Here is a 21,125-nt window from a genome sequence, read left to right on the forward strand (position 1 = left end):
GAGCCGTCATACAACAGAGATGGCAGAGACTGTCGTGTAGCCAGAAGCGATAAATACGACGGCGCCTAAAAGCGAAGCCAATAAAAAGGCGATAAACCGAATCCGATTGATGAAATCAGATGGGTTTATCGCCTTTGGTTTTTGTTGCCGGTAGCGTTAAGCTGCGGTGAAGCGTATCAGAAATTCCCGCCGTTCCATCCCCAGTCGCCGGTGGCCGTATAGCGGATGTAGGTGCGGTCTTCCGGGACGCCGAGCTCATCGTGAAGCGCGGTCATGATCTGCTTCGACATCGATTCCCAAACAGCGCGGTCGACGCTTCCCGGCTCTCCCATGACGTTGACCTCGACGTAGGCGGCCGGCAAGCTGCTGGTTCCGCCGAAATAGATCGGCATGTTGTCCTCGAACGGGCACATCAGCCAGCTCTCGGTCTTGCCGGGGACGGCGGTGATGGCCTTGCCGTACGCGGCCTTCAACGCCTCGCGCTGCTCGGGAGTGGTGGAAACGGAAACGTGGGTATGGATGACTGGCATGATGGCTCCTTCGTTCTGCGATGATTCATTATCGTCACTGGTATCTTATGACAGGTGCCGCGCAATGACCGGTCAGTATTCCATTTCCGGGTTTGGTTCGTTGCGTTTACGGCGCAATAGCTGTCGGTAATGTGGTGGTGCTGCGCAGATTATCGGGGTATTTGGTGCAGAGTATGCCCGCAGCGGCCATTTTCGGCCGTATTATGCGTACATTGAAGTTGTTGGCTTTGGATGGCATGTCGCAATGTACTGAAAAGCATCAATTGACGATATTCGAGCTTTGGAAGGCCAATTGCGCTGCAGGAACGCAGTCGACGAATGATGAGAGGAAGGAACGGCATAACGATGAGCGGTAGGCGAGCCCAGGAACCAGGCAGCAGCGTAGCGACGGCCCCTGGGAAGCTGTATATCGCCGGCGAATATGCCGTGGTCGAGCACGGCCATCCCGCAATCCTCATCGCCGTTAATCGGCTCCTGACCGCCCGCATCACCGAACACGACACTTCCGCCGCCCAGCTTCAGCCCTTCGGCGTCGATCCCGTCGGCCGTATCCATTCCGCGGGCCACCCCGAAGCGTCGGTGACGTGGCGGCGTCGGGCCGGACGCGCGGTGCCCGACGTGGAGCAGCCGGGTGCGGCGTTCGTGCTTTCCGTCATCCACGCGGTCGAGGAATTGGCACAACAACAGGGCAAAGACCTCAAAATCTACGACGTCAATATCGAAAGCGAGCTTGACGACGCTTCCGGCCGCAAGTATGGCCTCGGCTCGTCAGCCGCGGTCACGGTGGCCATGATGAAGGCGCTGACCGCGTTCTATGGACTTGAGCTCGAGCCGATGCAGCAATATAAACTCGCCTTTGTCTCGGCCAGCCGGGCGCAGAAAGTCGGCTCCGGCGGCGATTTGGCTGCGAGCCTGTTCGGTGGTTGCATCCGTTTCACAGCGGTCGACCGTCAGTGGGTCACCAATCGATTGCAGGACACGGCGTTGGGCGACCTGATTAACATGCCCTGGCCCGGGCTGAGCATTGCGCGGCTTCGTGCGTTCGAGCCCGGCAGCAACCTGCATCTGATGATCGGATGGACCGGGAACCCGGCTTCCACGCCGTCGCTGGTCGGTCATGTCCAGCAACAGAGCGCGGCCGAACATGAACGGTTGTATCAGGACTTTTTGAACGGCAGCGATGCGTGCGTCGACGCGTTGGCGAAGGCGTTGGTCGCCGATGATGAGCAGGCCGTCATCGCGCATGTGCGTCAGGCTCGCAAGCTGCTGCAGAACCTTTCATCGTTCACCGGCGTGACCATCGAGACGCCGGCCTTGCGTACTTTGGTCGAAGTGGCCGAAAACCATGGAGCTGCGGCGAAAAGCTCCGGTGCGGGCGGCGGCGACTGCGGCATCGCGATTGCTGGGCCCAGTGCTGACAGGGCCGCCGTCACGCGTGGTTGGCAGGAGCAAAGCATCGTTCCGCTGGATTTGTCGGTGCAGGCCCCCCGGATTCAGCTTGCCGATTGGATGGGTGGAGCCGGGGATTTCGTGCCTGGTGAAGGTGCCGGCGGTGTGGGGTCCTATCGAAATTTTCAAAGTAAAGTCGGCGTCAACCCGGGCGGCGACTGCGCAACAAGTGATTTGGCGGTTTCGAATTCGATTGCTGCCGGCGGTGTGGGCCGGTTGTTCGGTGCGGATTCGCGGGTTTCCGGTGCCGGCTCGAATCGCAAGGATGACCACGTTCGTCTCGCTCTCGCCGAGCACGGTGACAGCCAGCGCAACGCTTTCGACGATCTGGCCTTTGTCCATCACAGCCTGGGCAGTGTGGACGTCAGTGATGTCGACCTGTCCACGCGAGTTTGCGGCGCGACCTGGAACGTGCCGTTCTATATCAACGCGATGACCGGTGGGTCGGCGAAAACCGGTGTCATCAACGCGGCCTTCGCCGGTGCCGCTGCCGCGACCGGCTTGGCCATGGCCTCCGGTTCACAGCATGCCGCCATCCGTGACCCGCAGCTCGAGCCGACGTTCACTGCGATCCGCAAGCATGACCCCTCTGGCTTTGTCTTCGCCAATGTCGGGCTTTCCGTGAGCGTCGAGCAAGCTCTGCGTGCTATCGAGATGATTGGGGCTGATGCCCTGCAGGTTCATATCAATGCCGCCCAGGAGCTGGTGATGCCCGAGGGCGCACGCGATTTCGAGACATGGCCGGAGCGTATCGCCGCCATCGTCAAGGCCTCGCCGGTGCCGGTGATGGCCAAGGAGGTCGGCTTCGGCATGAGCGCACGAACTGTACAGCGGCTTGCTGAGCTGGGTGTAAAGACCGTTGACGTCAGTGGTCGCGGCGGCACCGATTTTGCGCGTATCGAAAACGCGCGTCGGCAGGGTCATGAATACAGCTATATGGCCGGTTGGGGTCAGTCGACGGCCTTATGCCTGCTAACGCTGTTGCCCGCTGAAAGCAATACATTAAATGCCGATAACGCGAATAACGCTGGAAATAAGCTAACTCATTTCAACGAGGCCGACGTAGCCGTGGTTGCTTCCGGCGGTGTGCGCAACCCGCTCGACGTGGTGAAGGCGCTCGCCTTGGGGGCGCGGGCTGTCGGTGTCTCCGGCCATTTCCTGCAGGTGCTCAACGCAGGCGGGAAAGACGGCTTGATCGCCGAAATCAACGGATGGAAGAGTCAGGTGCGCTCGCTGATGGCGTTGCTCGGCGCAAAAACCGTTGCGGATTTGCGGCATACCGGTTTGCTGGTCACCGGCAAAACCGCCGAAGAGGCGCGTTTGCTGGGGGTCGATTTGGCGGCTCTTGCGAACCGTTCGCTGTGATGGTGCAGAAGCATGTTTCCTGCATTTCTGAACGAGGACGCTGAAACCGTGGCGCGGCGGTTGCTCGGCTGCACGTTGGCGCGCGAGATCGACGGCGAGACTTTGACCGTTCGCATCGTCGAAACCGAGGCTTACGACCAGCTTGACCCCGCGAGCCATACGTTCCACGGGAAAAGCGAGCGAAATCGAGCGATGTTCGGTCCGTCCGGCCACGCCTATATCTACCTGGTCTATGGCACGAATCTGTGCATGAACGTCACCGCATTCGAGGAGGGTTTCGGCGCGGGTGCGCTTATCCGTGCCGCCGAACCGATGGATATGCGAACCGCTGAAATTATCGAAGAACGCCGTGGTGGAAGGCGCATCAAGGACTGCCTCAATGGGCCGGGCAAAATCTGCAAGTCGCTTGGCATCACCATGGATTTGTACGGCCACGACCTGCGCACGCCTCCGCTCAAGCTGGAAGCGGGCTCGTTGCGTTCCGGTGAACGTGTCGAGACCACACAGCGTATCGGCATCACCAAGGCCAAGGACCGGCCGCGTCGTTTCATCATCGCTGGCAACCCGTATCTTTCGCGCTAAACTGTCACTTACGCCAGTGCAACGGTGATGATGACGAGGTTCATCAGACTGGTGAAGGCCTCGATGCCGCCGACCTGCATGGCCTTCAGTCGCTTGAGGCGTGGGAAAACGATGGCAATTAGCAGCAGTATGGTGGCGGCGATGCCCCAAAGCAGGGTGGTGGCCGTCACGCCCCGAGCCGGTATGAATCCGGCGAAGTTTCGCAACGCTATGGGTGCGACGAAACCAAGCGCAGCAAGGGCGATGTGGTAGATAATCGATAGTGCATAATAGCGGGAATCGCCATATTTGCGGAACATGGTCTTGACGAAAACGACCGAAGCATATTCGGTGAGGATAAATGCGGCCGCGGCAACGACGCCGGCTTCCGGCAGCAATGGCGAATCCAGGAGATACCGTGACGAATATGGCGTCATCAAAGTAATGTGAAGGCCGGTTGGTGACAATCTGGACGCAAGGCTTTCCTGCGGGGTTGCTTCCACGAAGAACCTCGAGCCCAGCGAAGTGGCGAGCAGTGCCATCCCGCCCGCAGCAATGACTGAGACGGCGTTGCCCCAGAGCGTTCGTTCGCGTCTCAGCCACGCTGCGACGAACGAAAGCATGGCGAGTACGGCGTAGACCGGAATCCACCAGAGCAGTCTCGGTGCGAATATGAAAACGGGGATGCCGACGATTGCCGTGGCGAGCAAATAAACCGCCGCTGGAACGAAGTAGATATTCGAATGACGCTTTTTGCTACGAACCGAGCGCTGGGGGATACGGTCGGCAGATGAGCTGGATGATGACGAACCGGCCTTGACTTTTTCGTCGGCTTTTCGGGCGTCCTTGGCTTCGTGCGAGCGCACGCCGAGCCAGCGGGCGGCCGAGAATTGGAAGCAGTAGCATAGCGTCCAAGCCGCCAGCAGCCAGACATTGCGCCACGAAATCCCGCCGACCACGATTCCTCCGAGTGCCGGGAAGAGCGCCATAACCCAAGCCCCCGGCTGGTCCGGAAGCCAGAGTTTCGCGACGTTTTTATGCTTTTTAGTCTCAATCATACTTATAGCATAGTGGATTTTGCGCTTACTTGCAGTCAATGTGCTGGTTGTCCTGTACGGTCTGTTTGGTTACGCGCCTATATGCATCTGATTGTACAGCGAACCTACGCGTGAAGGTTTTCGACTTTGAAGGTTGGCGTCGGTGTGCTGATGTCATCGTATACGTTCCAAATATTATGTCCATACGATATAGGCCATACAGTATGTGGCTTTATATACATAAAGGTGTGCCCCGCCAGATGAGTAGCGGGGCACACCTTGTTTCTATTCAGGGAGCAATCAGACGATTACTTCTTCTGTGGTGCGACCGACTTCCTGAAGACGAGGAACAGGATGAAGGCGAGCAGCGCGGCCGCGGCCATGATCCAGAACATGTTCGAGGTTGCGGCGACGGCACCTGTACCGACATGGAAGAGGCTTCCCTTTGACAGTGCCGGGTTGGCCATCAGCGCGGAATACACGGCCATGCCGATGGATGCGGAGGTGTTCATCACCAGGTCGAGGATGCCCACGCCGCGGCCGTTCTCGTCAACCGGCAACGCATAAGAGGCGGCGTCGTAGAGCGGGGTGTAGACGGCGGTGATGCCGGCGATGAAGATGCAGGCCAGAGCGGTCAGCAGCCAGAAGCTCGTCTTGATGAAGATGGCGGAACCGGCGAAGCCGACAATGAGCATGATCGAGGCAATGGTCAGCGTGGTGGTGCGGCCGAGCTTGTTGATCACCGGGCCGGAGAACATACCCACGATGGTGGCGACCACGTAGACGATGGTCAGGCACAGCGAAATCGTGGTGAGCGGCATGTGATAGATCTTGTCGCCGATGATGTTATAGATCGGCACGCAGGCGAAGTTGAAGAAGTAGTAGACGAACTGCAGCAGCACGATGGACATGAACTTGCCATTGGTGATGAAGCTCTTGGACAGGAACGGGTGGCTGCTGAAAATGACCCAGCAGGCGAAGATCGCGGCGAAGACGACGATGCCCACGATGTACCAAACGCTCGGGAAGGAGAAGTAGATCGCGATGAGCGCCGCGAAGACGGCGAAGATGGCGATGCCGATGTAATCCATCTTTTCGCCCTTGGCGCTGATATCCGGGGTGTTCTTGATGATGAACGGCAGGCAGAAGATCGAGAGCGCGGGAACGAGGAAGAGGTACTTCCAGTCGAAGGAGGTGATGAAGCCGCCGGCAAAGACACCGATGGCCGCCGCAAGGTAATACACAGCGTTGAACAGGCCGAGATAGATGGCCTTTTCATTGTCCCTCAGGTACTTCATGGCCATCACGAGGAACACGGATCCTTCGACCTGTGCGCCGGCGACCTGGATCATACGTGCGATGAGGATGACCCAGAAGTTCGATGCGCCGAAGAAGCCAAGCAGACTGCCCAGGATGAGGGCGGTGACGCCGGCGATGGTGATGCGCTTGGGGGAGATGAAATCGCAGAGCGTGCCGTAAAGCATGCAGACCACGCCGAGCACAATGCCGGGCAGGGTGCTGATCAGCGAGGCGCTGGAAGACATATGCAGCGAGTCACCGATGTTCTGGAAGACCAGGTTGAAGGCCTGGATCATCAGGGTACCGAGGGTGAAGACGATCAGCAGGCTGGGCAGGGCCTTCTTGGTTTTTTGCCTGTTCTCCTCGAACAGGGCGTCCGCCTCGGCGGTCGCGGTTTGTGGGGTTGAATCGGTCATGATGATTTTTGTTCCTCTCTATTTCAGCCGATGGTGGTAACGAGTGAAAGCAGACGTTCCATGAAACGTTCCGTGAAACGCTTGGTATCCACTTCCAACGCGACTTTGGTGTTCTTGACCGGGGACAGCAGTCTGCTCGGGTCTCCGATGGTACGGCCGACGCTCACGCCTTCCGTCTCGACCTTGATGTTGATCGGGAAGGTCTTGACCAGCGTCGGGTCAAGGGCGACGGCCGCGGCAAGCGGGTCGTGCAGATTGCATACGTTTGGCAGAGCGCCTTCGTCCTTTTCGCTGACGCCGATGTAGTAATCGGTCATGTCGGCGAGGAACTTGCCGCTGGTGGTGCCGGTGTCGCGCAACTTCTGGGTGTCTTCACGGCTCATCAGCGCCTGGGTGGTGACATCAAGGCCGACCATGGTGATATCGGCATCGGTGGCGAACATCTTGTTCGAAGCGATGGGGTCCTGTCCCATATTGGCTTCCTGGAAAGGATTGCAGTTGCCCGGCTGGGTCAGCGATCCGCCCATGAGCACGATGTGGATCTTGTCGATGATGTCAGGCGCCTTTTCGAAGACCGCGGCAATGGTCGTGGAAGCTCCGGTGGGTACGACCACGAGGTCATCGCCATATTCGCGCACGGATTCGATGATGAAATCGACAGCTGATTTCTCTTCGGCTTTACGCGTCGCGGTCGCGGGGATGGTGATGTTGCCCGTGCCGTTCTCGCCGTGATAGACGAACCATTCGGGCTGGAAACTGGTGGCCCCGGTGGGGTAGGGCACGCCGCTGAAGACGGGGATGTCTTCCCGGTGGTACATCGCGAGGAGGTTCAGGTCGTTGGATACGCCCTGTTCGACGACGACGTTGCCATAGGTTCCGGTGATGCCGATAAGCTCAGCGTCCGGGGAACCCAGGATATACGACAGCGCGAGGGTGTCGTCGATGCCGGTATCAAGATCCAGGATAACCTTTTTCATAGAAAGTACCTTTCCAAATCGCTACGGTTCATCGTTGAGGCAGTGTCCAGAACGTCCCTGGGCGCTGTGCGCCTTTGCGTTACCGTTTCTTAATTTGTAAATATCGATAAAGCGTTTTATCAACATCAAGTCCCATGATAAAACGCTTTATTTCCTGAGTCAAATTACGCAAAAAGGATGGCTGTGTCAATTGCGTATCGCGTTTACGCCATCAAAGGAAAAGCGAACAGCGCACTTTGTACAGATTGTAGATTCCCCGGAGCTTTCGTGCCGTCCGTCAGCTATGTGGGCAGGTCACGGTCAATCGGTCGATCAACACGGGTTCGATGAAACGGCGTTCGGGAGTTCCCAGCCAAGGGCGTATCGAAATACGGTTGTTCGTCTGGTGCAGGCGGTGTGTCAGACAGTCATGGCAGGCTTGCGCCACAGCTTCGATGTTCTGGTCCACGGTGGTCAGTTGCGTGTCGAAGCCGAACCGTTCGGAGACATTGTCATACCCGATTACCGAGCAATCTTCGGGGCAGCGCAGCCCGCGTTCACTGAGGCGTTGCATGAAGCCCATCGCCATAAGGTCGTTGCCGCAGAAAACCGCTGTGACATTGGCGTCGATGAGGCTATCCGCCTGTTGGTACCCTCCGTCGAAGCGATAATTGCCCTTACGGCGTAGTGCCGGATCGAGCGATATGCCGGCCTGACGCAGACCTTCGGTGAAACCCGCCATGCGCTTGTCCGTATTGTCGCTGCGTTCGCCTCCGGAAATGCAACCGATTCGGACGTGCCCCTGCGAAACGAGGGTTTTCGCTGCCAGCATGCCGCCATTGAAATTATCCGACCCGACCGCATCGCACCAGCCTTCGCTGACCAGACGATCCGTGAGTATCACGGGAAAATCCAGATGGCTGACCGTTGTGCGCAACACGGTGGAATCTTCGGTGGATTCGCGTGAGGGAATCAGGAAGAGGCCGTCGACGCCACGCGAGGCGAACTGGTTGAGTAGACGCAATTCGGTTTGCTGCGAATCGTCCGAATTGGCGATGAGCAGGGAATATCCGTCTTCGCTGCTGACATCCTCCAGCGCCTTGGCGAGTGAGGCGAAGAACATGTTTTCGATATCCGGTACGAGCAATGCCAGAAGCATTGATCGGTTGGTGGCCAGACTGCGTGCCGCTTGGTTGGGAATGTAGTTCAAACGTTTGGCGGTGTCGAGGATCAGCTGTCGTTTTTCTTCTGTCATCCGTGTCGGACGGCCGTTGAGCACCAGGGAGACCGCAGTGATGGAGACGTCGGCGGCGTGGGCGATGTCTTTGAGGGTGACTTTGCGGTTCATCTTCTCTGGTTTCACCTTTCGTCGGCGTCTGGCTGTCAAGCGTCAACCATTTTATACAACCGGGAGTATAAGGAAAGGTGTGCCTCAAGCCGTCCCGTGCCGTCTGTGTTCCATCGCCGCCAAGCGGATGCCGCAGACAACGTTGCCTTACGGACATCCGCCTGATGGCGAAAACGATGGACTTTAGTCCTTAGTCCTTGAAGAAGGCCTCGATCTGATCGCTGGTGCCGTATGAGGCTTGCGCGCCGTAATCCGTCGCCGCGTAGGCCGCCACATAGGAAGCCAAAGAGGCGGAATCGTTCAGCGAGAATCCTGAGGACAGACCGGCCAGCAGCGTCCCCATGAAGGCGTCGCCGCAGCCGGTGGTGTCGACGGCATCGATTTTGGCGGCGTTGACATGATAGGTCCGATCGTTTTCGATGACCATGGCACCGTCGCCACCGAGCGTGACCACGGCTTCTTTGAAACCGAACTCGTGCATCGAGCGTGCGATGTAGTTCCAGTCCATTCCCAGCCAGTCTCCGTTGCCGGGTTCGGCGATGTTGAGCAGCTGCGCCATTTCGTGCTCGTTGACCAGCAGCACGTCGGAGTACTCGATCAGGTCGTCGGGCAGCTTATCGGTGAACGGCGAATCGTTCAGGAGCACTTTGATGCCTGCGTCGTGGCACATTTTCGCCGTTGCCGTGACGGTGTCGATGGGGCTTTCCAGGCACAGGCCGAGCACTGAGGACTGCAGCAGAACGTCTTTCTGGGCGTTGATGTAGTCGGTGCTTACCTTGCCGTTGGACCCTGCGGAGTAGACGATGGTGTTTTCGCCGTTATCGTCAACGGTGATCACCGTGGTGCCGCTGGCACCTTCGACGTGCAGGACGTGCGAGGTATCGACACCGGCGTCGTTGAGCTTGCCGAGCAGGAAGTCCGCGTTGTCATCGCTGCCTACGGCCCCGAACATATTGACTTTCGCACCGAGACGTGCGGCCGCTGCAGCCTGATTGCCGGACTTGCCGCCAGGCAGGATCCGCAACGGGCCGCCGTTGATGGTTTCGCCGGGCTTGGGCAGGCGTTCGGTTGTGACGGTGTAATCCGCGTTCATCGATCCGACAATGCTGATCGATCCGGAAATGCTGTCCAGCAGGGAAAGGGGTTTTGCGTTCATCTCATCCTCGTTTCGCGTCAAAATTTATAGGTTCATAAGCAACAACGTTTGACTTGTCTTATATGGTAAAACGCTTTATCAAAGAAGTCAAATGAAGTAACTATCAGGTTAATTTCCTAATATTTCGGGTTGTCGTAACCGCTGTTGTAAGAGGCGATTTCGGAATTTCAACAGACATGACAAATCTCTGGAAATTATTCCCTATCAATTCCACGCCATATTTGTTATCAACGAATCGGAGAGTCGGATAATGCGCTCACGCGTACATGTTGCGCGGGTGCATGTCTTCTGGCAGACCGTCCATCAGGCCCGAGACTGACCCGGATTCAAAGACCGAGCGGATGCCGGCCGCCAGGAGCGGGGCGATAGAAAGCACTGTCATATTCGGCAGACGCTTCTCCTCAGGAATCGGAACAGTGTCCATCAAGACGATTTCGCGGGCGCCGCAGTCGCGCAGCCGTTCTGTAGCCGGGCCGGACAAGAGTCCGTGGGTCGCCACGAGCGTCACGGATTTCGCGCCCGCTTCGCGCAGTGTGCGCACGGCCTCGCAGATGGTGCCAGCAGTGTCGATCATGTCGTCGACGACTACGCAGTCGCGCTCGCGCACCTCGCCGATAATGCCATGGGCCACGGCGTGGTTCGGACGCGTGACGTCGCGCGTCTTGTGGATAAAGGCTAGCGGCAGCCCGCCGAGCTTCGCGGCCCAACGCTCGGAGACCTTGATGCGTCCGGCGTCAGGGGAGACAATGGTCGCGTTTTCAAGCGGCATTGAGTTCTTGACATAGTCGAGCAGCACCGGCATCGCGGTCAGATGGTCGACAGGTCCGTCGAAGAAGCCTTGTTCCTGCGAGGCGTGCAGGTCGACGGTCATGATGCGGTCGGCACCGGCGGTCTGGAAGAGGTCGAACATCAGGCGGGCGGTGATGGGCTCGCGGCCCAGGCCCTTTTTATCCTGACGCGAATAGCCGAGGAATGGCGCCACGACGGTGATGGAACGGGCGGATGCGCGCTTCAGCGCGTCGATCATCAGCAGCTGCTCCATGATCCACTTGTTGATCGGGTCAGTGTGGCTTTGCAGCACGAAAACATCGGCGCCGCGTACCGGTTCGGTATAGCGCACGTACATCTCGCCGTTGGCAAAGTCATAGGCTGTGGTCTCCAGCGGTACGGTACCAAGACACTCGGCCGTAGCCGCCGCCTGCTCCGGGTATGCCCGACCTGTCACCAACGCCAGTCGTTTTTTGGACTTACCTTCGAGAATCGCCGACATATCTCGCCTTCCGATAGTTTTGCTTTGTCTTCGAACGTCGATTCCATATCTTACGTTTCGAGCGCATCGAGACAAAGGAAATACAAGAAACCGTCTCCATGATACAAGCAACCCCGAGCAAATTGCTCAAAGGCGGGTTGCGCAGGGTTGGAATCGATGGGCTTTGTCGGATCAGACCTAGATCAGTGCACCAACCTGCTTCGATCAGCAGACATGATCCGACGTCTTCAAGTCGTATGAACGCAAGGCCCATCAGTCAAAGTCGTCGAACTTCACATTCACCTTGTTGCCGTCGATACTGAACGTTCCGTTCATTTCGTAGATGCTTCGTTTGTCGTTATCCGATTGCCAATCGTCGCCAGAGAAGAAACGGTATTGATAATAGAGATCCATTTCGCCGCTGTCGGATGCGGTGGAGAATGATGAGTCGCTCATGTTGACGTCATCGACTTCCGGATAGGAACTTACACTCCACGAGAAGTTCGAATAATCCGAATTGTCCTCATAGAACGAATCGCCGAATGGGCAATCGGCAGGATCGGCATCTGTGGATGAGGAGCAATCGTCGACTTTCTTCTTGACCTCTTCGTTCAGGGCATTTTTGAGCTTGTCTGTCGCCTTGACCGTAATGGTGTTTTCGTAGCTTGAAACAGAAGACATGTCATTGGAAGAAATCGGTTCCAACGTCAAGGTATTGCCGGTCATATATTCGTTTGCCGCGGCTTTGACGGTGTAGGTTCCGGGGTACGCCTTGAAATTGTATGCCTTGATCGATTGTGAGTCCGAGCTTGAGCTGCCGGTGTCACTCGAGTTCTCTGCGGAGATGCCTATTCCGTTGATATTCAGTTCCTTGACCGCGCTCGGTCCGGAAACTCGTAGATTTGCGACCAGTGGTGTGGTGATCGTCCATTTGTTGAAAACGAGCAGTTCCCGGTTCTTGGCGGCCAGATTCAGCGTTTCGTTGTGCGTCTTGCCCGAAAGGGTATAGGTAATGGCCACCGACGTCGAGCCGTCGGAGTTCCTCGCGGTGGAGGTCACGCGTGCGTTGGAAATGGTCGAGCCTTGCTTGGCGGCCTTATTGGTGAGCAGCGCGGCTTTTTTGCCGCTTACCTGCGGATCGGCAATGGCGTTGGCATGATCGAAATCGCCGGCGGCGATGGCTGCGGTGTATTGGTCGACCACCGTTTTGGGGCTGAATACGGTCGCGTTCAGCACGCTGTAGATGATGCCGAGAAGCACGCATGCCCCGACGATGGCCGAGCCAATGATGATGATTCGCTTTTGTTTGGGATCCATCGGCTTTGCGGCGGCACCGGAGACAGGGGCGACGGGTGCCGTTACGTTGAAGTCTTCAAGATTGACCGCATTGTCAGGGCTTGCGTACGCCGGTGCGGAAGGATTCGTCGCAGGATATGCGCCTCCGGGCACCTCACCGGTGGCATAAGCCTGGGGATTGGCTCCGTTCTGGCCAGGTTGCGGGAACGGTTGGGCGCCACCGGCAGCGGCCTGACCGGGCATCGGAGCAGCCGAAGCCGGGGCTGCACCGGGCATCTCGTTCTGGCTTGGGGTTTGCAGCATCGGGGCACCCCGGTTGTACCGGCGCTGTTGGCGCTATTGCCGCCGATATGCCTGAACCGAGCCCCGCAGGCATCCACGTAGGCGTTGACGTTTTGTGGTGTCGGTTCCACGCAGCCTCCACGCACGAATTGCCAGAGGCCGGGGATGGAGGTGAGCATTGCCGGTCCGAAGGTCATGGCGACCACCTCGATGGCAAATGCCCAGACTGCGGCCAGCAGGGGATACCACGAAACGATGGTCACTGCTCCGGAGCTGGAGCCTGAACTTGAGGCGCCCATGCTGGTAAGCACGAAAGCGATCAGCAGCCAGAGGACGAGGGTGCCCACCGGAGCTTTCCAAGTGTGCTCCCAACGGGCGTAGTACTTGTCTTGCAGGGCGCGTGCCGAGGCCCTCAACGCGATATAGAGCGTGATGGCTATGAATATGACTGCCCCGAGGATGAAAACCCATGGCTTGGCGGCGAACAGGCTGCCGAAGGTGATGGGAATCGCGTTGTCACCTACGGTGGCAATTCCTCCGAACGAGGAGAAGGAGAGCAGCACAAACTGCAGATACGGCATAATAATAGGAATCAGCACAATGGCCGAAGGCACGTTGGCGGCAATTGAAACGATGATGAGGGCGATCAACGCGATGAGCGTATAGCTGACCATGTAGATGAAGAAAGCCTCTACGAAGGTGCGTGCCGGGCCGCGCAAACGGTGGCCCCAGCGCCAAGCGGCGACGAACACGTTGGTGCTGTCGGAGGCGTATTGTGCCAATGCAAGCCCAAGCAACGAGCCGATGGCGGAAATCAGGAAGGCCATGATGAAGGTGCGTGCCGTGGCCCCGTTGAGTGCGGTTTTGCCTTCCAGAATGCCTATGGAAGTCGAGGAATTCATGGGGAAAAGAGCTCCGAGGATCACGTAGATCAAGCCTGTGGCAAGTCCCACGACAGCCGCGCTTACCATACCGGTGAACTTGAAGCGGACGCCGACGCGGTGCGCGATGAAGTAGGCGCCGAACGCGGCCCCGACCAGAAGCGCGACGCCGGAAAGGCTCATCGGCAGCCACATCGAGATACTGGCTCCGAGGGCGTCGGTCGAGATTCCGAACGCCGAGGCCTTCAGGGAGAACGACCCCGAAACGCCTGCTATGAGCATGGTGATGATGGTATAGAAGAAATTGCTGGATTTGACATCGAGCAGCTGGGAGGCATTACCGAGATTGTTCATCATCGACGAGATCGCGTTGCTGCTGATGGCCGAGAGCATCGCCGCGTTGAGAGTGGCGAAGACGAATGCCGCGCCAATACCGAAGCCCAAGGATGATCCCATCGTCTTGAGACTTGCGGGAGTGACGATTTCCTTGTAAAGCCGTTGAACATGCGAGGGTTGGCCGGCTTTGGACATGGCCGCTGTAGGAATGCCGGCGGTCGGGATGCTGCCAGTGGGAATATTGCCCGTAGGCATGGTCCCCACCGGGACGTTGCCGGTGGCATTGGGTGTTGTGCCGTAAGGGGGAATGGCTCCTGTCGGCTGCCCGGAAGGCATCGCTTGCGGGCCTGAGTTCTGAGGCAAAGGCATTCCCGGGCCGCCCGTGGGAGTCCCGGTTGCCGCAGGAAAACCGGAAACCTTCCCGTTCGCGCCTGGCAAAGGAACCGAGGAGGAAGATGCCGGGGTACCGGGCGTCTGACCACTGGGAACCACGTTGCCCGTCGGAGCATTGGGATTCTGCGGCTGCCGTGAGCCGGCAGGTGCCGTGCTTTGCCCGCAACGCGGACAGAATTTGGCGTTTTCCGATATTGTTGCACCACAGTGAGGGCAAATCATTTTTCTCCCCGCTTCTGCTGTTCTTGACCCCATTGTCGGGGTATTACTTTTATTAGTCAACAATATGTCGCAGGGCCAACAACCATAGGGCTTTTCGGCCGTATTTATCGGAAAATGTGTGCTTATATCGGTTCGGATTGACTGGCCGGTGAAGTCGGCCGGAACCACTATTATAGAAAAGCTATGTCTGACGCGGTTTTGCGTCGTGATATGGCACGCATACACACTCCTGTCGCGGAAAGACCGCGGCCGACTGTAGTCCGAAGGAGGTGGGTGATGTCTGCACACAAGTATGAACTGATGTTCATTGCCGATCCGGAGCTTGACGAACGAGCCCTGAAGAAGCTGACCCAAGAATATATGGAAATCGTCACCAAAGAGGGCGGTTCCGTTTCCGACCCCGATATCTGGGGACGCCGCAAGCTTGCCTATGAAATCGATGGCAAGAACGAAGGCAACTACGTCGTGGTCAACTACAGCTGCGAGCCGGCGACGAGCGACGAGCTGGACCGTGTTCTGAACCTGAACGAGTCCGTAATCCGTACGAAGATTCTTCGCAAGGATGTCAAGTAAGTCCCTGCGCGGGAATATTGAATTTTAGTCTATTGGTTTTTGCTTCGAGCATTTGAGGCAAAGTTGGTGAGGAAGGCACGTCATGGCAGCAGGAGATACGGTTATCACGATTATCGGCAACCTTACGGCTGATCCGGAGCTACGTACCATCGGCAGCGGGGCATCGGTCGCGAGTTTCACGATCGCTTCGACGCCGCGTACGTTCAACCGCCAGACCCAGCAGTGGGAGGACGGCAACGCCCTGTTCATGCGCTGCTCGGCGTGGCGCGACATGGCGGACCATTGCGCGTCCAGCCTTGCCAAGGGCATGCGCGTGATCGCGCAGGGCCGTCTGCAGCAGCGCTCGTACACGGCCAACGACGGGAGCAACCGCACGGTCGTGGAGATGACGGTCGACGAGATCGGCCCGTCCCTGCGCTATGCCACCGCCCAGGTGCAACGCCAGTCCTCTTCGAACGGCGGGTTCCAGGGTAGTTCCCGCAACAACGGAGGCTATAACGGCGGTGCCGGCAACAATGGCGGCGGTTATAACCGTGGCGGCAACGGCGGATACCAAGGCGGTGCAGGTTACTCGGGAGGTGCCTCGGCTGGTCAATCCCAGCAAGGACAGTCCCCAGCCACCGGCAACGACCCATGGGGCAGTTCTGCCAACTCGGGCGATGGATTCTCGAGCTTCGGAGGCAGCTCCGATTTCGGCGGGGATTCCGACGAACCCGAGTTCTAGATAGCCGCTAGAAACGCGAAACCGCAAGAAGCCAAGCAATAGACGTTGAAACAAGTGTTAAGGAGACATTGATATGTCACGTAAAAGGCCAAAACCACCGGTAAAGCCGTTTAAGAAGAAGCCGAATCCACTCAAGGCTGCGAAGATCACCGAGATCGATTACAAGGACACCGCTCTGCTGCGCAAGTTCATCTCCGATCGCGGCAAGATCCGTTCTCGTCGTATCACCGGCGTGACCATCCAGGAGCAGCGCGAGATTTCCCGCGCCATCAAGAACGCGCGTGAGATGGCCCTGCTGCCTTACGCCACCAACGGTCGCTGATAGGAAAGGCAAGGAAAATGGCTGAAACTAAGGTTATTCTTACCAAGTCCGTCGCGAATCTCGGTCACTCGGGTGATGTTGTCGAGGTCAAGCCCGGCTATGCACGCAACTATCTGATCCCGCAGGGCCTCGCCTTCGCGTGGAGCAAGAACGCTGCCTCCCAGATCGAGGCGATGAAGCGCGCACGTCTGGCCAAGTCCGTAGCCACCCGTGAAGACGCCGTGGCCGCCAAGGCCGCCATCGACGGCACCGTCGTCGAGTTGAGCGCCAAGGTTTCCGAGTCCGGCAAGCTGTTCGGTGGCATTTCCACCATGGACATCGCAACCGCGCTCGAGTCCAAGGCCGCCGTCGATCCGAAGGCGATCAAGGTCGAGACCATCAAGACCACCGGCGAGTTCCCCGCCACCGTGGCCCTGCATCCCGAAATCTCCGCGAACTTCACCGTGAAGGTCGTTGCCGAGTAATTTCAAACACAGAAAGCTGTATGATTGTGACGCACAAACGCAGCACGACCATGTAGCTTGATTATTCTGGCTTAAGCAAGAGGCGGTTTCCAATCATGATGATTGGAAACCGCCTCTTTTCTATTGATTATCCGTTATGTACTTTTGTTCGGCGTTTGCCTGTGTTCAGTGAATTCGTTGCCATAAAACCTTAAATAGCCGTGTTATCGATTCAGACGTTCAACGTGGCAGTACTTTACCTGCTCTCAAGGAAGAGACGTGGAAACTTATTCGCGGGCCTGCAAGGCCTTCAACATGTCGACCTGGCGTATGCGTCGCATCACATAAAGTCCGAGAACGAAGGCCACCAGGACGATGATGATGAGGGGCACGATGAATTCCGAATAGGTGAACTTGGGGTCGAACATCATGGTATCTGGCGCCACTCGGCCGATGATGATGCGGTGGAGTCCCATGCCAAGGCCTATTCCCGTGACGATGCCGAGAACGGAAAGCATTATGGTTTCACGGTAAATGTACAGTGTCGTTTCGGCGTTCGAATAGCCCAGAACCTTGATGGTGCTCAATTCTCGCAATCGTTCGGAAAGATTCAGATTGTTGAGATTGTAAAGGATGACTACTTCCAGCAGTATCGAGGCCAGTGTCAGCACTTCCATCAGAATCGTCAGGGCATTGGCCAGCACCTGTGTCTGGTTGATGAACATCGAATTCTGGGCGACCGAAGCGATGCCGTCGATATGCATGAACTGTGCCGCCTCATGCCGTGCATTGTCCGGGCTACGGTCCTTCAGCTCGGTCATGGTCGCGTTCGTTGCGTACTTTTCGTGGAAGATCTTTTCATAGGCATTCGAACTCATGAAAATGAAATGTCCGATATACATCTCGCAGATTCCGCTGATCGGTATAACATGCGTGCTGCCTTCGCTGTCTTTGACGATGATGTCGTCGCCGACGCCTGCTCCGGTCATCTTGGAAAGGTGCTCGGAGATAACCGCACCCGTGTTTTTAAGTGCGAGTGGCGTGTGCCTGCTACGTTCCTGGAGCCTGACAAAGCCGTCGAGATTAGATTTCGGCGGTACTGCGATGAGGGTGATGTCCTGTTTGGAATCACGCGGGCCTGCATTCATCGTAGTGTGCTCGTAGTGGATGTCCTTGTAGTTTTTGACGGCGGTGCTATGGAGCTTTTTATTGATTGCCGTTTGTTGGTCTGGCTTGATATCGGGCCGCTGCGCCGCAATCAGATCATAATCGATGATGCCGTCTTTGTATTGCAGGTCGGTGATGGTGCCTATCGAATGCTGTACGCCGATACCGGCGACCAGAAGCGCTATCGACCCGCATACGCCGACGATGGTCATCAACGTGCGCATGCGGTAACGGAATATGTTGCGCATGGTGATTTTGTACTTGAAATTCAGAGCATTCCAGAGCCATTTGATTTTTTCCAACGCGATTGAGGAACCACTGACCGGTGGCTTGGGGGAGAGCAGGGTACGGGTATGTTCCTTCAATTCGCGATGGGCGGCGATATACGCAGGCAGTACGGTCACGGCCAGCGCGAGCACAAGGGAAAGTAGGGTGATTGTCCAGTTGAATTGCGGTGCGATGACCGGCACGGCGAAACCGACCCCGTAGGCCTTGTAGAAGATTTTCGGCATGGCGAATTCGCCGGCAAGAGCGCCTATCAAGCCGCCGATGATACCAGCAGTACAGCCATAGACGAGGAATTTCTTGATGACGTCTTTGTTGGTGTAGCCGAGAGCCTTGAGTGTACCAACGTTGATGCGGTCTTCCTCGACGAAACGGGTCATCGAAGTGAATGTCAGCAAAGCGGCGATCAGGTACATGAAGATCGGAAAGATGGTGGCCAATGAATCGATGACACGGGAAATCGTCTCATATGAGTTGTATCCGGTTCCGCCCGGTACTTCGGCGCGGGAAAACACACGGTAAAGCGCCGGGGACGGCTTGGTGACCGTCTGCTGCATCGGCGAATTGGGTTGGCTCACCGTTTGCGTTTGTTGGGAGGTACCTGTCGACAGGTCGGTATCACGGTTGTCAAGGTCATCGTTCAGGATATCTTTTTCCCGGTGCATTTTCTTGACGTAGGTATCGGAAAAATGGTCAGGTAGTGAATCGAGCACGTTGTAGCGTAGGCGGGCAATGTTGTATGGGCCTGGATTGAAGGCCTGCGGCACCACAACCGCGTATCCGTCCAACGAACCTGAACCGGAATCGGATTGGCCGTGGTTGACCGGACTGATGATTTCCGGGGAACGGACGATACCGGTGACTTTGTAGTCCATGTGTTTGAGCATCGTGTGACCGGCGGCGTCCGGTTTTTCGTCGAAAGATATTGTGGAACCGATGTGATGACTGTCGCCTATATGCTCGTCCAGAGCGATTTCGTCGGGCTTGTGCGGCATCCTGCCTTTACGTACCTCATAGCTTGAAATCGACTTGGTGGAGGAGAATATCCGTACGCTGTCGTCGTGATGTTTTACTGCGACATCCTTGAACGAGCCGTATTCCACTTTCGTTACGTCTTGTGTACTGTTGATGGCGTTGATGGCGGAATCGTCGAAACCGGTTTTGCCGATTACCGAAATGTCGGCCAGATGATGTTCGGAAAAATAGTGGTCGGCGGTCGAACGCATATCAGGGCCGGTGACGCTAAGCCCGACAAGCGCGAAAGAACCCAGGGCCACCATGCATACAATCGAGATGAAACGGCCGACGGATTTGCCGAGCGAACGTTTGATGTCGAGCCAGAGCATTTTGTGTGAGATCTTGTGCCGTTTCAGCGGTATGGCATTGCGGTATTCGATGGAGAGCGCAATGTTTTTTGCGGACCGGCGGCTACGGGATTGTGCGGTTGCCCCGTTACGGGTATGCTGCTGCGACATGTTCGCATGGCTGCGTGGCGGAAGGTCGATGTGGACCGGTGTGGTGCGGGCATTGCTCTCGTGTGAGATGTGCTGGGATGCCGAGGGCCGATGGGGCAAAGAAACGGACGGCAGGGAAGGCGAGGTTGTCGGGTATTCCTTGGCGTGTGCGGTGTGGTGCGCATGGCGTTCGGGGGCCGGTTTTTGTGGTAATCGGGGTGTTGACGGGTTGGCGTGATCAATTGTGGTTTTGGCTGCGCGAGAGGTTGTGTGACCATCTGTGGCTGAGCTGTCGGCTATCCTTTTCTCGGGGATCGCGATCTTGTGTTGGCCAATTGTTTGAGATGCAACTTTGCCGCGCAGCGGAAGTGAGACATGAAGCTGATGGTTTTGCGATGCCGAAGCATGGGCTATGGAATGCTTCGGGGTTGGCTGTTCTCGTTTTGACGGCTTCGTCGTGAAGGACTCTTCGAATTCATGATGGTCGTGTTGTTCGAGCTGGGTGGTGTCTAATGACGACTGGGCTGATTCTGGTGCCTGTGTACGGTCAATAGGTTCGGTGGCATCGGTTGATTCGGCGAGGTTGTGCAATGAGGAAGGCGGAATGGTGTTATGCGGGTTCAGGGATGACATCACCACTCCAAGGTGTCGATGTCAACCGGGTTGGGGTTTTCCTCGATGTTGGTGATTTTGGCATCGTGCATATGGATCACACGGTCGGACATGGGTGCGATGGCCGAGTTATGGGTCACGATAATCACGGTGGCATTGTATTTACGGCTCGTGTCCTGCAGAATGTGCAGCACCTGTTTGCCTGTCTGGTAATCAAGGGCGCCGGTGGGCTCGTCGCATAGCAGGATTTTCGGACGCTTGACGATGGCGCGGGCAATGGCGACGCGCTGCTGTTCACCGCCGGAAAGCTGGGAGGGGAAGTTGTTGGCTCGATCTTCCAGGCCCACGCTTTTCAGCACGCTCATGGGATCGCTCGCCCGTTCGACGATTTCGGAGGCAAGTTCGACGTTTTCCAGAGCCGTGAGATTGGGGACGAGATTATAGAATTGGAAGACGAAGCCCACTTCGTAGCGACGGTATTCTGAAAGTTCTTTGGCGTTGTATTCTGCGATGTTCTCCCCGTCGATGACGACTCTGCCGTCATCGCAGGAGTCCATCCCGCCCAGAATGTTGAGCAGAGTTGATTTGCCGGTACCGGAGGCGCCGAGAATCATGACCAATTCACCTTGGTTGATGGAGAAGCTGATGTCATTGTTGGCTATAAGCTTTGAGCCGCCGGAATCATATCGTTTGACTTCGTGCTCCACGTCAATATAGCTCATTACTTCCCCTCTTTTGAAAGTTTTCTCTTGCTCTGTTACAAGCGTCT

At 57.0% G+C, this 21,125-nt stretch carries 17 protein-coding genes; 6 read left to right on the plus strand and 11 right to left on the minus strand.

The features are described 5' to 3' along the window. Window positions 1-176: 176 nt before the first annotated feature. Window positions 177-530, minus strand: coding sequence for a phenylpyruvate tautomerase MIF-related protein (locus OZX74_RS01020; protein ID WP_277156754.1), 354 nt, complete (start codon window positions 528-530; stop codon window positions 177-179). A 345-nt stretch (window positions 531-875) separates the two neighbouring features. Between OZX74_RS01020 and OZX74_RS01025 the strand changes: the two genes are divergently transcribed. Both OZX74_RS01025 and OZX74_RS01030 read left to right on the plus strand, forming a co-directional pair. Beyond that, the gene (locus OZX74_RS01025) at window positions 876-3,344 is read left to right on the plus strand and encodes a phosphomevalonate kinase (protein ID WP_277156755.1); all 2,469 of its coding nucleotides are present in this window, start codon (window positions 876-878) and stop codon (window positions 3,342-3,344) included. Window positions 3,345-3,356: 12 nt separating this feature from the next. Beyond that, window positions 3,357-3,926 (plus strand): DNA-3-methyladenine glycosylase, encoded by a 570-nt coding sequence (locus OZX74_RS01030; RefSeq protein WP_277156756.1) that lies wholly within the window; start codon window positions 3,357-3,359, stop codon window positions 3,924-3,926. 8 nt (window positions 3,927-3,934) lie between these two features. Here OZX74_RS01030 and OZX74_RS01035 read toward each other — a convergent pair whose 3' ends face one another. The 8 genes from OZX74_RS01035 to OZX74_RS01070 all read right to left on the minus strand — a co-directional run bounded on the left by OZX74_RS01035 (window position 3,935) and on the right by OZX74_RS01070 (window position 14,776). After that, window positions 3,935-4,963, minus strand: coding sequence for a YwiC-like family protein (locus tag OZX74_RS01035; RefSeq protein ID WP_277156757.1), 1,029 nt, complete (start codon window positions 4,961-4,963; stop codon window positions 3,935-3,937). Window positions 4,964-5,250: 287 nt separating this feature from the next. Further along, on the minus strand, window positions 5,251-6,657 hold the full coding sequence (locus OZX74_RS01040; protein ID WP_277156758.1) for an MFS transporter: 1,407 nt from the start codon (window positions 6,655-6,657) through the stop codon (window positions 5,251-5,253). A 23-nt stretch (window positions 6,658-6,680) separates the two neighbouring features. Beyond that, window positions 6,681-7,634, minus strand: coding sequence for a nucleoside hydrolase (locus OZX74_RS01045; protein WP_277156759.1), 954 nt, complete (start codon window positions 7,632-7,634; stop codon window positions 6,681-6,683). 277 nt (window positions 7,635-7,911) lie between these two features. Then, window positions 7,912-8,961 (minus strand): LacI family DNA-binding transcriptional regulator, encoded by a 1,050-nt coding sequence (locus tag OZX74_RS01050; RefSeq protein WP_277156760.1) that lies wholly within the window; start codon window positions 8,959-8,961, stop codon window positions 7,912-7,914. A 190-nt stretch (window positions 8,962-9,151) separates the two neighbouring features. Next, on the minus strand, window positions 9,152-10,117 hold the full coding sequence (locus tag OZX74_RS01055) for a ribokinase (RefSeq protein WP_277156761.1): 966 nt from the start codon (window positions 10,115-10,117) through the stop codon (window positions 9,152-9,154). A 256-nt stretch (window positions 10,118-10,373) separates the two neighbouring features. Beyond that, a complete protein-coding gene (locus OZX74_RS01060; RefSeq protein WP_277156762.1) occupies window positions 10,374-11,387 on the minus strand; it encodes a ribose-phosphate diphosphokinase in 1,014 nt (337 codons plus the stop codon). 252 nt (window positions 11,388-11,639) lie between these two features. After that, window positions 11,640-12,815: a hypothetical protein gene (locus OZX74_RS01065; RefSeq protein ID WP_277156763.1), complete on the minus strand. Its 1,176-nt coding sequence runs from the start codon at window positions 12,813-12,815 to the stop codon at window positions 11,640-11,642. Then, window positions 12,725-14,776, minus strand: coding sequence for a zinc-ribbon domain-containing protein (locus OZX74_RS01070; protein WP_277156764.1), 2,052 nt, complete (start codon window positions 14,774-14,776; stop codon window positions 12,725-12,727). The genes OZX74_RS01065 and OZX74_RS01070 overlap by 91 nt, the downstream gene beginning before the upstream one ends. A gap of 276 nt (window positions 14,777-15,052) precedes the next feature. Between OZX74_RS01070 and rpsF the strand changes: the two genes are divergently transcribed. From rpsF to rplI, 4 genes are all read left to right on the plus strand, one after another. Next, window positions 15,053-15,349 (plus strand): 30S ribosomal protein S6, encoded by a 297-nt coding sequence (gene rpsF / locus OZX74_RS01075; protein ID WP_277146104.1) that lies wholly within the window; start codon window positions 15,053-15,055, stop codon window positions 15,347-15,349. Window positions 15,350-15,431: 82 nt separating this feature from the next. Further along, the gene (locus OZX74_RS01080) at window positions 15,432-16,073 is read left to right on the plus strand and encodes a single-stranded DNA-binding protein (RefSeq protein ID WP_277156765.1); all 642 of its coding nucleotides are present in this window, start codon (window positions 15,432-15,434) and stop codon (window positions 16,071-16,073) included. A 73-nt stretch (window positions 16,074-16,146) separates the two neighbouring features. Beyond that, entirely contained in the window at window positions 16,147-16,395 is a 249-nt protein-coding gene (gene rpsR / locus OZX74_RS01085) for a 30S ribosomal protein S18 (protein WP_277143412.1), read from the plus strand. 17 nt (window positions 16,396-16,412) lie between these two features. Next, window positions 16,413-16,859 (plus strand): 50S ribosomal protein L9, encoded by a 447-nt coding sequence (rplI, locus tag OZX74_RS01090; RefSeq protein WP_277156766.1) that lies wholly within the window; start codon window positions 16,413-16,415, stop codon window positions 16,857-16,859. Window positions 16,860-17,125: 266 nt separating this feature from the next. On the opposite strand, the gene OZX74_RS01095 is transcribed toward rplI, so the two are convergent. Continuing rightward, a complete protein-coding gene (locus tag OZX74_RS01095; protein WP_277156767.1) occupies window positions 17,126-20,377 on the minus strand; it encodes an ABC transporter permease in 3,252 nt (1,083 codons plus the stop codon). Next, window positions 20,377-21,078 (minus strand): ABC transporter ATP-binding protein, encoded by a 702-nt coding sequence (locus OZX74_RS01100; RefSeq protein ID WP_277156768.1) that lies wholly within the window; start codon window positions 21,076-21,078, stop codon window positions 20,377-20,379. Before OZX74_RS01100 ends, OZX74_RS01095 begins: the two co-directional genes overlap by 1 nt. Window positions 21,079-21,125: the final 47 nt, after the last annotated feature.

The organism is Bifidobacterium sp. ESL0798 (genome assembly GCF_029395415.1).
Taxonomy (GTDB): Bacteria; Actinomycetota; Actinomycetes; order Actinomycetales; family Bifidobacteriaceae; genus Bifidobacterium.